Annotated in this window: 11 protein-coding genes; all 11 read right to left on the bottom strand. The window is 41.6% G+C overall.

What is annotated here, in order from left to right:
• Nucleotides 1-335: sulfatase-like hydrolase/transferase (locus ACT29I_RS13690; RefSeq protein ID WP_444793710.1), on the bottom strand; the 335-nt coding region annotated here is incomplete at its 3' end.
• Between the two features lie 170 nt (nucleotides 336-505).
• Nucleotides 506-919, bottom strand: coding sequence for a sulfatase-like hydrolase/transferase (locus tag ACT29I_RS13685; protein WP_444793709.1), 414 nt, complete (start codon nucleotides 917-919; stop codon nucleotides 506-508).
• A 170-nt stretch (nucleotides 920-1,089) separates the two neighbouring features.
• A complete protein-coding gene (locus ACT29I_RS13680; RefSeq protein ID WP_444793708.1) occupies nucleotides 1,090-1,503 on the bottom strand; it encodes a sulfatase-like hydrolase/transferase in 414 nt (137 codons plus the stop codon).
• Nucleotides 1,504-1,673: 170 nt separating this feature from the next.
• Complete coding sequence (locus ACT29I_RS13675) at nucleotides 1,674-2,387, bottom strand: sialate O-acetylesterase (protein ID WP_444793707.1); 714 nt, start codon at nucleotides 2,385-2,387, stop codon at nucleotides 1,674-1,676.
• Nucleotides 2,388-2,419: 32 nt separating this feature from the next.
• Entirely contained in the window at nucleotides 2,420-3,913 is a 1,494-nt protein-coding gene (locus ACT29I_RS13670) for a sulfatase-like hydrolase/transferase (protein WP_444793706.1), read from the bottom strand.
• 221 nt (nucleotides 3,914-4,134) lie between these two features.
• Entirely contained in the window at nucleotides 4,135-5,733 is a 1,599-nt protein-coding gene (locus ACT29I_RS13665) for a sulfatase family protein (RefSeq protein WP_444793705.1), read from the bottom strand.
• The gene (locus ACT29I_RS13660) at nucleotides 5,723-7,195 is read right to left on the bottom strand and encodes a sulfatase family protein (protein ID WP_430937082.1); all 1,473 of its coding nucleotides are present in this window, start codon (nucleotides 7,193-7,195) and stop codon (nucleotides 5,723-5,725) included. Before ACT29I_RS13660 ends, ACT29I_RS13665 begins: the two co-directional genes overlap by 11 nt.
• Before the next feature lie 760 nt (nucleotides 7,196-7,955).
• On the bottom strand, nucleotides 7,956-9,401 hold the full coding sequence (locus ACT29I_RS13655) for an arylsulfatase (protein WP_430934637.1): 1,446 nt from the start codon (nucleotides 9,399-9,401) through the stop codon (nucleotides 7,956-7,958).
• Between the two features lie 372 nt (nucleotides 9,402-9,773).
• A complete protein-coding gene (locus ACT29I_RS13650; protein ID WP_444793704.1) occupies nucleotides 9,774-11,048 on the bottom strand; it encodes a Gfo/Idh/MocA family oxidoreductase in 1,275 nt (424 codons plus the stop codon).
• Nucleotides 11,049-11,051: 3 nt separating this feature from the next.
• Nucleotides 11,052-12,386 carry a Gfo/Idh/MocA family protein gene (locus tag ACT29I_RS13645; RefSeq protein ID WP_444793703.1) on the bottom strand — a complete coding sequence of 445 codons (1,335 nt, stop codon included), beginning with the start codon at nucleotides 12,384-12,386 and terminating at the stop codon, nucleotides 11,052-11,054.
• A 2-nt stretch (nucleotides 12,387-12,388) separates the two neighbouring features.
• Nucleotides 12,389-13,783 carry a 3-keto-disaccharide hydrolase gene (locus ACT29I_RS13640; RefSeq protein ID WP_430934640.1) on the bottom strand — a complete coding sequence of 465 codons (1,395 nt, stop codon included), beginning with the start codon at nucleotides 13,781-13,783 and terminating at the stop codon, nucleotides 12,389-12,391.
• Between the last annotated feature and the right edge of the window lie 79 nt (nucleotides 13,784-13,862).

Genomic DNA, 13,862 nt, shown 5'->3' with positions numbered 1-13,862 from the left:
TGCAAGTCATTATTAATTTCTATTCCTTTGTTGTTTAAGCCATCGTTTAAATCGTCGGTGTTTATCCATTCAAAACGAGCATTCGATTCGGCTACCGAATGCGCATCGGTAAACATTCGACCCTCTTTGGCCAGTTTATCGATGTTTGGAGTTTTTAATTTTGTGGCTCCATAACAGCCCAAGTCGCCATAACCAAGGTCATCGGCATTAATCAAGACAATATTAGGTAGTTGTTGTTTTGTTTTTGTATCGCCAGCCAGCACGCTTTGACTAAAGACTATTATAATCCCAAAAGCTAAAAGGATTTGTCTAAAATTGAATTTTAATTTTCTCATTTCTATTTTTGTATATTCGTTTTAATGCCAGTCCGCAAATTGCTTCTCCCTGTTTACCCCAACCCTAAAGGGAGCAGGGACAATCAATTCGCACCCTTTAGGGCTGGGGTAACGAATTGATGTTCTGAATCAAAGCAAAATTGGTGGCATCTAATCGGAAAAGCAGATTTCTATTTATTATTCTTAACTAATTGAATCGCCTTCTCGGCAAAACGTTCCCCCATTACCTTATATCCGTCTACCGACATGTGCAAGTCATTATTAATTTCTATTCCTTTGTTGTTTAAGCCATCGTTTAAATCGTCGGTGTTTATCCATTCAAAACGCGGATTCGATTCGGCTACTGAATGGGCATCGGTAAACATCCGGCCTTCCCTGGCCAGTTTATCGATGTTGGGCGTTTGCAGTTTGGTGGCTCCATAACAACCCAGGTCGCCATAGCCTAAATCATCGGCATTAATTAAAACGATATTGGGTAGTTGTTGTTTTGTTTTTGTATCGCCAGCCAGCGAACTATGATTATAAATTATAATAATCCCAATAACTAAAAGGATTGTTCTAAAATTGAATTTTAATGTTCTCATTACTATTTTTGTATATTCGTTTTAATGCCGGTCCGCAAATTGCTTCTCCCTGTTTACCCCAACCCTAAAGGGAGCAGGGACAATCCATTCGCACCCTTTAGGGCTGGGGTAACGAATTGATGTTCTGAATCAAAGCAAAATTGGTGGCATCCAATCGGAGAAGCAGATTTCTATTTATTATTCTTAACTAATTGAATCGCCTTCTCGGCAAAACGTTTTCCCATAAGCTTATAACCTTCCACACTCATGTGCAAATCGTTCTTTATTTCTAGCCCTTTGCTGTTCAATCCATCGTTTAAATCGTCGGTGTTTATCCATTCAAAACGAGCATCCGATTCGGCTACTGAATGGGCATCGGTAAACATCCGGCCTTCCCTGGCCAGTTTATCGATGTTGGGCGTATGCAGTTTGGTGGCTCCATAACAACCCAGGTCGCCATAGCCTAAATCATCGGCATTAATTAAAACGATATTGGGTAGTTGTTGTTTTGTTTTTGTATCGCCAGCCAGCACGCTTTGACTATAGGCGACTATAAGCACAAAAGCGATAAGGATTGTTCTAAAATTGAATTTTAATGTTCTCATTACTATTTTTGTATATTCGTTTTCATGCCGGTCCGCAAATTGCTTCTCCCTGTTTACCCCAACCCTAAAGGGAGCAGGGACAATCAATTCGCACCCTTTAGGGCTGGGGTAACGAATTGATGTTCTGAATCAAAGCAAAATTGGTGGCATCCAATCGGAGAAGCAGATTTCTATTTATTATTCTTAACTAATTTAATCGCCTTCTCGGCAAAACGTTTTCCCATAAGCTTATAACCTTCCACACTCATGTGCAAGTCATTATTAATTTCTAGCCCTTTGCTGTTCAATCCATCGTTTAAATCGTCGGTGTTTATCCATTCAAAACGCGGATTCGATTCGGCTACTTTTACCTGAATATCTCTTATCATAGTCCAGTGTTGATACTTCTCATTCAACATATCGTAATCGCTTAAACGGCCAATTACAAAGTTTATGTCATTGCGTTTCAAATTGGTGCTTAATTGCTCGTACAATCCCTGCAAGCTGGCTTCGTACACTTCGCCGTGTTTTTCTTTGGCATCGCGTTCTCCCTGCATCCAAATAAAAGTTACGCTTGCAATTCTCTCATTTTCAATGGCCGGAAAAACTTTCACCATCAATGAATCGTACAAATCGGGATTGGCTTTTGGTTCCAGGCCATCTTTTGGTTTCCAATCACGATACCAGCGCCGTATCGGTTGGCCACCCAAGGCATCTTTTACGACAATACAGTTCTCTGCCCCAAATTCAGCTTCAATAGCCGGAGTAAAAGTATCGTCGGGATTTAAACGGGCCATATTCGATTGACCGGAAAGGATAAAAAAGTGTTTGCCCGGTTGTTTTGGTGCACACGAAGCAAGTGTTGTTATCAATAAAATATTTAAAACAAATAACTTAAAATTCATTGTACGTTTCTTTTAATAATTCGGAATTAATTCTATTTCTCATTTCCCCGGTAATGCGGACTCCCTTTCAGCCACTCGTAATCTTTGTACTGGTATTCATCCTTATTGCCGTCTCCTTTTGGAAGGTTCTCCCATGAAGGTGGCAGGCTGTATTGGTCCAGTTCTTTCCATCGCCCTAACATTTGTTGTGCGCGTTCCGGTTGGCTTTGGGATAAATCGTTTGTTTCAGCCAAGTCTTCTTTCAGATTAAACAGTTGCACCTTTTCTTTTTGCACAATCAGCTTATAGTCACCTACACGGAGAACTCCGCTTTGTTCCTTGTAATTACGGCCAATACGCCAGAAAAGCTCTTCGTGTGGAGCATCTTTCGACTGACCGGTAAAATACGGAGTGATATCAGCACCGTCCAAATTTGTTTTTGATAAGTTGCCACCGGCAAGAGCCACCGACGTGGCGCCTATATCAAGCGTAGTAACCGGAGCATCCAAAACAGTGCCCGGTTCAATATGTCCCGGCCAACTCACCACGAAAGGTACACGCAGGCCGCCCTCGTAGCTGGACCATTTGGCACCACGCAGCGGCCGATTATCGCTGGTGCGTTTCATTCCTCCATTATCGCTTAAAAACCATACAATGGTATTTTCTGCTAGATTCAGGCGCTGAAGTGTTTCGGTCAACGCTCCCACCCCCTTGTCAAATTCGTAGGTCATGGCTGCATAGATGGAACGAATATCTGGTTTGACGCCGGGAATATGGGTCATGTCTTCCGGTGAAAACAGAGCCATGGTTTCTTCCGGTGCCTCCATATACTCATGAGGCGCATTGTACGACATGAACAGAAAAAACGGTTTATCCTTATGCTTTTCTATAAAAGTAACGCCAAGGTCTGTTAATTCATGGGTTAAATACTGGTCCCACTCAATAGGCTCATCATTATGTATCATGGGCATGGTATGGTGCATATCGCGCATACCCCAGGGTTTGGGCGTAGCAGTGTATTTGCCGTTGTACGATGGGTGGTCCATCGGAAAATACAGGTGGCCACCGCTAAGAAATCCATACCAATGGTCGTAACCCATTTTGTTGGGATGCTGGTGAGGAGCTGTTCCCATGTGCCATTTGCCAACACCGCCGGTAACATAACCCTGCTCTTGCATGTAAGATGCCACAGTTTTAACAGTAGCGGGAAGTCCTTGTCTTTCATCCAATGGTGCGCCCGGATTGCCGTACCATCCAAAGGAAGACTGTATGCGCCCGGTAATAAATCCGGCACGCGAGGGACCGCACATGGGGCCGCTTACATACCCCGATGAAAATATGGCTCCGCTCTCAGCCAGTTTATCGATATGTGGCGTTGGAATATCTTTGCATCCATTGTAGCCCACATCGGCATACCCCAGATCGTCGGCCATAATAACAACCACATTAGGAGGGATAGACAGTTTTGTATTTTTTGCACAACTACTACCTATTAGAGATAGAAAAATGGCAGATAACAATATAAATCCTACGAGATTTTTTATCATGTTTTTAAAATTAGATAAAAGGCTCATTGATTAGAGATAATATCGACTTGATAACTATTGCTGTCAAACTAAGATTTTTTATTAGGTATTATGAATCTCTTCACTTGATGAATATCCACATAATAAAGACTGCTCATGACTCATTTTAATCTTTATTGTCCAATGGCCTTTGACGTACCTCCAGACCTAGTAAGACAATAAAAAACTCAATTACAATTCGGTTATCTTCTTCTTTGATTTCTTTCTGCTTTAGTCATATAAGTATCTAATATGGCTTTCATTTCCTCAACAACCTTGGGATACAGCTTATAAAGGTTTGTGGTCTGTTCTACATCTTCTTCCAAGTTATAAAGTTGTGCCGGAGGTGCATCTTGTTTTATTTTTCCATTCTCAATGTCACTATTTTCCTTTCCAGAAAGGGTAACGGCATAAGGACCACCGATGGCATGCGGATTTTTTTTGTTATAACTAAAACCGCCACTTCCCTGTGCATCTATATACATCCATTTCCCTTTCCGAACAGCCAGATTTTTGCCTTGACGCGGTGCAAGAATCAAATGATCTCTATCTAACTCGGCTTCTACATCTAAAAGGGCAGGTAAAATATTTATGCCGTCCATCACGTTATTATCCTCTAATTGTTGAGCTGTTAGAGCGGCAAAGGTTGATAACATATCTACATTACAAATTAATTCGTCTGACACACTATTGGCTTTAATCTTTTCAGGCCATCGGGCAATAAAAGGTACTCGGTGTCCACCTTCCCAAGCCCCAAACTTATAGCCTAATAAATCACCATTTTTATAGTGTCCTGCTTCCAATGCTATTTTACTGGCCTCATTTAACATCCCTCCATTATCACTTGTAAACACAACCAGCGTATTATCCCTTAGGTTATTTACTTCCAGGTATTTCATTAGTTCCCCAACCATCCAGTCGAGTTCGTGAATAAAATCGCCATACAAACCACACTGGCTTGTTCCTTTAAACTTAGGATTTGGGGTATATGGATGATGAACATTGGTGGTAGAAAAATAAAGAAAGAAAGGTTGTTCCTTATTCTTATCTATCCAATTAACCGCCTTTTCTGTGAGCAAAGTCCCGGTACGCTCATCATCATAAAGTTTATGTGCTTCCAAAGCCCCTGAGAATTTATTCGGTGTTTTACGACCTGCTTCTTCTGGAAAAGTAGGGGTAGGAGAAACAGGCTGCCCATTATAAACAATTGGATCTTTAGGGTCCCATCCTACAATCCTATCATTTTCGACATACACATAAGGACTGCCACTATTAACATTGGGTACCCCAAAATAATAATCGAAACCTACTGCCAGAGGTCCTATTTTTAGGGGCTTGCTAAAGTCGTTTTTCTCCAATCCAAAACCCAAGTGCCACTTTCCAATACAAGCGGTAGCATAGTTCTTATTTTTAAATACTTTTCCAATGGTATTTTGGGTTGTATCGATAATCAGACTGGCATCTGTAGGGAGTGGCCCCCAAGTACCATATCCATTTTTAGCCCGAAGGGGGTATTGTCCGGTTAGCAATGCATAACGCGAAGGTGTACAAACGGCTGATGCCGAATGCGCATCGGTAAACATCATACCTTCACTGGCAAGTTTGTCAATATTAGGGGTCTGAACTTTAGTTGCCCCGTAACAACCTACATCGCCGTAGCCTAAATCATCTACAAAGATAAAGACAACGTTGGGGTTTTCTTGTGCCATCAATCCAATATAGTTAACGCAACAAAAAAGAATAATGATGCATCTTAAACTGGATTTCACTTTCTGTTTCAATTTCATATCTTTATTGTTCATTTTCCTGAATATTTTCAAAAGGGGGCACTCTTTGGTCACTTCCAATTACATTAACATCCCCAAGTTCTGCCCGTACCCTATCGGCTTCTTCCAGTAATTCTTCAACTATTTCGGGATGTTGTTTCGAAACATTTTGCAACTCGCCCATATCAGTATCAAGGTTGAACAGTAGTGTTTTTGTCAAGGCTTCCAAACCTTTGCACGAGATGTTTTTCAAGTAGTTGCCACTAAATGGTTTTTCTTTCGTTTTCTGAGACCAGAAAGGCTGATCTTCCAATGTACGTGGCAAATGTAGTTTCCATGGGCCTTTTCGTACAGCCTGTAAGTTCATTCCGTTGTAATAATAGTAGTATTCCTGCGTTGGTTCTCCTTTCCCAGCTTCAAGAATTGGTAGAATATCTCCTCCATCATAAATGCGGTCCTTAGGCATTTCAGCACCTGCCAGCGCTGCGATAGTCGGAAACAAATCCATCGATGAAAGCCTGGTATTACAATCTCCTTCAGCAATTTTCCCACGCCAACGGAAGATGGCAGGAATACGGAAACCGCCTTCCATTGTACAGTATTTACCACCATTAAGCGGTCCGGCAGAACCCCCAAAATGACAAATGGCCGGTCCATTGTCGGAAAGAAAGATAACCATCGTGTTTTTGGCCATTTTCAGTTTATCCAAAGCATCCATAACCTTTCCTACATAATGGTCTAACTCTTGCACATAATCGCCATACAAACTTCCTTTGGATGTACCTTTAAACCCATCACTAGGTAAAATGGGCGAATGTACCGCATTATGTGCCAGATAAAGGAAGAAAGGCTCGTCTTTATTTTCGGTCATAAACCGTATGGCTCGTTTGGTGTATTTCTCCATCAACGTTTCAAAAACAACATCCTCTTCTACCATCTCTTTTCCTTCGTACAGATGGCGGTAGGCTGGGGCGTGCGTTACCCAATTCGACTCAATGCCATAAAATTCATCAAAGCCCCTATCGGTGGGATGAAAACCATCATCAAGTCCCAAGTGCCATTTCCCGATGCACATGGTTGCATACGCTTGTTCTTTCAACAGACTAGCTATTGTAGTCTCATCGGGATGCAGACCTTTAAATTCGTATTGTAAGGTTTTACTTTGTGTGCCCGGAAAGCCGGGCTGACCGCAACGCATGGGATAACGCCCTGTCATCAGTGCGGCACGTGATGGCCCGCATACCGGAGCCGCTACATGAAAATCGGTACAACGCAATCCGTCGCTGGCTATTTTATCGATGTTTGGGGTTTTCACATCTTGTGCCCCATAGCAGCTTAAATCGCCATAACCCATATCATCGACGAATATGAGGAGGATGTTGGGTTTGTTATTATTATTGAGGTTGGATAAAGGTTGGATATGATTTTGTCCAAGCGCATCAGGAAAGTAAAGAAGGCATATAATAGGAAAAAATAATATTAGTTCAATTCGTTTCATAAGGTTATTTATTTTCTTTATGCAAAGAAACTGTTTTTAGACCATTTCAATTATCAATATTTTATCAAAAATTACCAATTATTAAACAAATTAGGAATGTTTGCCGGATAGATTATTTCATGGGTTATTGTTTCTGCTGTCGCAACAAAATAGCCCCGGACCCTCAAACACTGTCCTTAAAACGCTTTTTTTCACTGGCTCAGACTCGCATAATTTGTTTATACAGTAGCTTCTTCCACTATATATTCAAACCCCTTGCAACCGTTTTCCCCATCGGAAGATATAGCTTCAACCCGGATTATACCTTAGAACTTCGTCGTGAACATTGAAAGTGCCATAAAACAAGGCTTTACTGAAACGAGGCATAACTTGTCCCGATTGCTTTCGGGAGCATCGTTATGGTGCGTTGAAAGTGAAGCAGCGGAGTGTCTTGTTTTGAAACAATTTCAATGTGTAATAGATTTTCTAATGCATATGGCGGGTTTAACAACAACCAACCTTTCTCCTACATTATCGGTGTTATAAAATGATGTAGGAATTTTGCCCCGGACTATCCGTACGTAATTCTGGCCCCCAATGTATTAAGTCTCTCAAATTTGGTTTGCGATAGTCTGTTGACTGTTGGCTTTCATATTTATGGAAAAACTCCCGTTATTAGAAGAATACAGGTAGCATAGTCTGCATTATTCCTACAGGCCTATTATGACGTTGTTAGTTTAACTTTTACTATTGTTAAGCTTTCTTTTTTCTAAAACACCTACTAATTCTGGTCTTTCTTCATATTCTTCTTCACTTTAAATTCAAAGTTTTCCGAAGGCGTATGGCTTTCTTTTATAAGGGTTAACATTTCTGCGGCAAGTTCAGGGTGCGCTAAGGCAACGTTGTGTTCTTCATAGGGATCATCTTCCAAGTTATACAATTCTACCGGTGTTCCTTCGTAATCGTATGCCAATTCGTAACGTACAGCTTTCCAAGGACCTTTACGCAATGCCTGGCGACCGTTCCTTTCATAAAACTCCCAATATAGGTAATTATGCGCTGGTTGTTCTTCACCTAATAATTCAGGTAAAAACGATATTCCATCCAGGCTATCCGGTGGCGGAACACCAATAATATCAGCCACTGTTGGTAAAACATCCCAAAATGCCGATATATGCTCCGACTTGCGCCCCGCAACAACTTTACCTGGCCATTTTACAATCATGGGTACACGCACTCCGCCTTCGTACAAATCACGTTTAATACCGCGTAATCCTCCCGTACTATTGAAGTATGCCGGATCGGCGCCACCCTCTTCATGCGCTCCATTATCTGATGAAAAGATAATGATGGTATTATCGGCAATCCCTAATTCATTTAATTTATCGATTATTTCACCGACTTGGTCATCGAGTAGATTCATCATAGCCGCAAAGGCTGCATGGCTTTCCTTTTGCGAGCCGTAACGACCATTTTTATAGCCTTTACCCTCATCGGTACCTTCATAGTCTAACTCGGGTAAAAATTTCCCTCTATATTTTGCTACATATTCTTCGGGAGCAAACAGTTCAGCATGAGGAATAATCGACGGGTAATACATAAAAAAAGTGGTATCCTTATGGTCTTCCAAAAACCTCATCGCCTTAGCATGAATCAGTTCTGGAGAATATTGCTTCTGGGAGTATCCGGCATTTCCATCCAGCTCTATTTTTTTGTTGTTATGCCACAAATAATAAGGGTAATAATTATGTGCCAGCGCTTGATGCAGGTAGCCAAAAAATTCATCAAAACCCTGATGGTTTGGATCTCCTTGGGAACCAGAAAAGCCAAGTCCCCACTTACCAAACATTCCCGTAACATAACCAGCATCCTTGAGTACCTCTGCCACCGTAACTTCACCCTTTGCCATTGGAAAGTCGCCTTTGTCTTTTATCCCCTTATTGCCTCTGTTATATGAATGTCCGGTATGTTTCCCGGTCATCAAACAGCCGCGCGAAGGGGCGCAAACCGTACTGCCGGAATAATGGTTTACAAACCGTATTCCGTCTGCGGCCAGGCGGTCGATATTGGGCGTCACAAACTTTTTCTGCCCGTAACAGCTCAAATCTCCATAGCCCATATCATCGGCCAGGATATAAATAATATTAGGTTTCTTTTCCTTTACGTCACACGAGGTAAACAAAACACCCGCGAATAGAATCAGCAATGGGATTTTAAAATATTTCATTCTTTAAATATATAGTTTTATGCGGTAACTCATGTATCTCGTATAAAATTTGATCATCCGTCTGTATATATTCCCAATACTCCCCTTCCTGAGACAACATTGGGTCGAAAAAAAGTTATATTTTCCATTCCGCCCTTAAACCGGAGGTTATGTCTCGTTTCAGTAAAACCTTGTTTTATCCATTACCACATTGCTTTGCTCAGCATTTTTAACGCATACTTTGTTACTGCTTTCGTTCATCGCCATACTGGCCCATTCAATGTTGACCAGGAGGTACTATGGCATATCCGGGTTAAATAAAAAAAGGGCAGTACCAACATGTTGTAGGTGTTGCATACAGGAAGTAAGCATGATAACCTGTCATGTCTTCAACTACACATCATATTCAGGGAGCCAACTTACAATCTCTGATTGGCGCACAGCTTTATTGGCCATATGAACAGCAATCGCACTTTGATAACCATCTTCGATTCCCAGCTTTAGTTCTTCCTCGCCATTAATTGCTGCAGCGAAGTTTTTATACAATAGCCAGGTGGCGTTGTACATGAAGTTATCAGATGGGTAAACCATGTCTTTCTCCACGGGTTTGATATTACGTTTCTTGTCGTTATCGATAATTTTGATGGATGCTCCTGTAACGCTATCAATTTCTTCTTTCCAGTTCTTATCCAAGGAATCATCTTCGGGATAAATAAAGGCAGATGACATGTTGTGAGATACCACCGTGGCTTTTTTACCATATATCTTCAACTTAAATCCCTCATATTTATTGGTTGTTCCGGAATGAAATCCCACTTTGGTTCCATTGGGATAATCGAATAGCATATGTACATTGTCAAACGTATCTCTACCATCTTGCCAGTAATCTACCCCTCCGGTACCCATGACTTTAATCGGGTGGGTGCCCAATAAATTATCGATCATATTAAATTGGTGAGAACCCAGTTCGGCATTTAGGCCTCCCGAATATTCCTGATACATTCGCCAATTAATGATGCGCTCCAATTTTGATTTGTCCATTCCCTTTACCAACGATGCATCGGGTAGTTTACGTCGCCAATTGTGATTACGATCCCAAAGGGCTTCAATACGTGTTATTCTTCCAACGTAACCATTGTTAATCAGATCCCTAATGGTTTGAAACATCGGATTCAATTGATATTGATATGAGATTTGGAAAAGCTTGTTGGTGCCTTTTGCTTTTATCTTTATTTCCTGGCACTCCTGAATGCTGTACGCCAAGGCTTTTTCACACATGATATGTAAGTCACAATCCAGTGATGCCATAGCAATGGCATGATGCAAGTGAAGCGGAACAGCAATAATGACTGTATCCAATGGTTTATGCGCTAATAATTGATCATATTTCTTATAGCGTTGTACCTCATTCCCAATCCTTTTTTCTGCCGCATCCATGCGATAATCGAAAATATCACAAATGGCAACTACCTTAAACTCCGGTACATTCCGTAATACTTCCAATATCCCATTTCCCCTATCACCAACACCGATTATTCCTATTCGCAATCTTTTACTGTCCGGGACAGGAGCCAGTTTAAATTCGCTTTTATGAGCACATGCATACAAACCAACCCCCATTGCCAAGGCAGTGGAGGTTGAAAATTTCAAAAAATCTCTTCGTTTCATGTATTATAATTTAATTTCCCAGCCGGGCTGGTACTCGCGTGCCCATAGTTCCATGGCTCGTTTATCAAGCATTTTACCTTTATTATCAATATCAAAACCACGGTTTATACGATAAGCCACATTGGCATAATGCACCATAGACATACTTACCGATGCATCGTCAATGGGTGCCGTTAATTTTTCCTTGCCTCGAATGGTATTAAAAAAATTAACAGCATGGTTGGATGAGGTAGTTCCGCCCCCCCCTAATCCAATACCCGACTCCTTGGTTTCAGAATCAAACTGTTTAACGATTTTTCCTGCACGGTCATATACGATGTACTTATTTCTATTCACAAACACACTTCCCTCGCTACCGTAAATAATGGTACCTCTACCGCTGCCATAAGTCATAAATCCATTACGGCTTTGTCCATCCCATTTAATCGATTTATTGTTGTCGAACTTAAACGTAGCTTCCATCGAATCATACATTTCCCAGCCATCATCTTTGAAATGACCTTTCATTGCATTAACCTCTACTCTATTGGGAAATTCAACCTGCAGCGCCCACCTGGCAATGTCCATCTCATGCGTACCGTTGTTTCCGGCCTCTGCTGTTCCATAGTCCCAACCGTACCAGTGCCAGTTATAGTTCCATGTTTCGGAAGTATAAGGACGTCGGATCGCCGGCCCTTGAAACAGATCCCAATCTAATCCGCCGGGGATATCAGCCGCTTGCTGGTTGGGAACACGGCCTCTTTTATTGGTGTAAAAGGCAATCGCCCTGTATGGTTCCCCGATCAGTCCCTTGTGGATTTCTTCCATAAGGTTAATCGTATGAACCGATGAACGTTGCTGATTGCCCATTTGCACTATCTTATTGTACTTATGAGCCGCTTGAACAATCAGTTCATTTTCGTTCATATTATGGCTGCAAGGTTTCTCCACATACACGTGCTTGCCGGCTTGCATAGCCATGATAGAACCCGGAGCATGCCAATGGTCGGGTGTCAGGTTAAAAACAGCATCCACATTTTTATCTTCTAACACCTTTCGAATATCTTTTTCGAATTCCGGCTTATGGTCGATTTTCTGTGCAAATACTTCTCCGGCATTTTTCAGCTGACTCGGCATCACATCGCACAAATAACGCAGGCGAATGTTGTTCGACTGATTACTAATGGGGTCAACAAAAGCCTCCAGTCGCCTGCCCAGACCTATTACAGCCACATTTATGCGGTCGTTAGCCCCTATAATTCTTTTATAACTGGCTGCCGATAACAGGCCATTGCCAACCATCAAGCCTGCGGCTCCCAATGATGTCTTCTTAATAAATTCTCTTCGCGTATTTGCCATGACTACAATTCTTTTATTTTAATGTTTTTAAAGTATGTCTCGTCCCCGTGATCTTGCAGAAGAATCAAGCCTTTTTTCCGTTCGCCAAAATTAGGCCATACATGATACTTGCTTCCTGCCACCAGGTCGCGCCATTCCTGGTTGCCCCTGGTATACTTAACTACTAAAATTCCGTTTAGATAATGCTCCACATCATTTCCTTTAACGACCACTCTTGCCCGGTTCCAGTCATATTTGAACACCAGCTTTTTATAGGGTAAATCCGGGTTGAATTCTTGTGCATTGGCAGGTATCAGGTCGTACAACGAAGAAATCGTTCTGTTGCCATTTTTACCTTTTTTTGCATCCGGATGAAAATCATCGTCCAATATTTGAAACTCACAGCCAATGCTTGAGCCCGGCCCTTTGTTCAGCTCTGTATCCACAAAATATTTGATCCCACTGTTTCCGGCTTTCGTAAATTTAAAATCTACCTCCAGTATAAAGTTTTCATATGCTTTTGTTGTAACGATGTCTCCACCGTTTCTGGATTCACCACCTCCCGATGACTCCACCATCAGCTCCCCGTTTTTTATATCCCAGCCTTTTTGGGGGAATTCATCTAACTTAGCACCTCTCCATCCTTCATAGGTTTTGCCATCCCATAATAATTTCCAACCGGCCTTTTGTTCTTTTTCGGTTAACTGGTTGGTTAAAAAGCTAACCTGCGCAATATCCGAATTTTCGGGCGTCTTATGCGCATCCAGGTTTTTGGTGCATATAAATATGTTTTTAAATTTCACCTGCTGCCCTTTCAGTTTGTTGCCCTTAATACTGTGAACCTGCAGACCAATAAAACCAGAGGCATCCACGTCGTCAATCAAATCGGCCATGGGTACCCCGTTTACATAGGTTCTCAGATGGTTTCCGATAGCCTCGATACGATAACTGTTCCATTGTCCCTTTTTGAAAGCGGATTTTGCCTGGCTATTGTATTCCATGTTATAGAGCCACTTTCTGCGCGCTTCGTCATAAATACCTCCTGTCCAGCCTCGAGCCGTAGGGTCCATTTCCATTTGATAACCATACACCCTACCGTCCTTATAGTCCGGTGTGCTTTGGGCCCTAAACATCACTCCTGAGTTTCCTTCTCCAAATGAAGCATCAAATGTTAAAATAAAGTCGCCGTACTTTTCTTTGGTACACAAAAAGGTATTGGGCGTGCCTGGGATGTTGGTTCCCACTATTTCTCCATCAACCGCTTTAAAAGGTGCGGTGCCGTTTTTTGTTTCCCACCCCGTCAAATCTTCTCCGTTAAACAAAGCAACATAATCTTTGTGTGGTTTGTTTTTGTCGGCGTTACATACCATGACAAACATTGTCAAAAATAAGATTAACAGATACTTACTTTTTTTCATCTTATTATAATTTAAATTTTTAAATGCATTTTTTCATTTTATGGTTTACTTAAAGGGTATTCAAAGAATTCGTTAACTC

The sequence above is a fragment of the Saccharicrinis sp. GN24d3 genome (assembly GCF_052400645.1).
Lineage (GTDB): Bacteria > Bacteroidota > Bacteroidia > Bacteroidales > Marinilabiliaceae > Saccharicrinis.
This window is presented reverse-complemented; position numbering and strand designations above follow the sequence as displayed.

Coding starts and splice junctions, on each gene's coding strand:
- ACT29I_RS13685 (WP_444793709.1), bottom strand. CDS start 919: ATGAGAACATTAAAATTCAATTTTAGAACAATCCTTTTAGTTATTGGG.
- ACT29I_RS13680 (WP_444793708.1), bottom strand. CDS start 1,503: ATGAGAACATTAAAATTCAATTTTAGAACAATCCTTATCGCTTTTGTG.
- ACT29I_RS13675 (WP_444793707.1), bottom strand. CDS start 2,387: ATGAATTTTAAGTTATTTGTTTTAAATATTTTATTGATAACAACACTT.
- ACT29I_RS13670 (WP_444793706.1), bottom strand. CDS start 3,913: ATGATAAAAAATCTCGTAGGATTTATATTGTTATCTGCCATTTTTCTA.
- ACT29I_RS13665 (WP_444793705.1), bottom strand. CDS start 5,733: ATGAACAATAAAGATATGAAATTGAAACAGAAAGTGAAATCCAGTTTA.
- ACT29I_RS13660 (WP_430937082.1), bottom strand. CDS start 7,195: ATGAAACGAATTGAACTAATATTATTTTTTCCTATTATATGCCTTCTT.
- ACT29I_RS13655 (WP_430934637.1), bottom strand. CDS start 9,401: ATGAAATATTTTAAAATCCCATTGCTGATTCTATTCGCGGGTGTTTTG.
- ACT29I_RS13650 (WP_444793704.1), bottom strand. CDS start 11,048: ATGAAACGAAGAGATTTTTTGAAATTTTCAACCTCCACTGCCTTGGCA.
- ACT29I_RS13645 (WP_444793703.1), bottom strand. CDS start 12,386: ATGGCAAATACGCGAAGAGAATTTATTAAGAAGACATCATTGGGAGCC.
- ACT29I_RS13640 (WP_430934640.1), bottom strand. CDS start 13,783: ATGAAAAAAAGTAAGTATCTGTTAATCTTATTTTTGACAATGTTTGTC.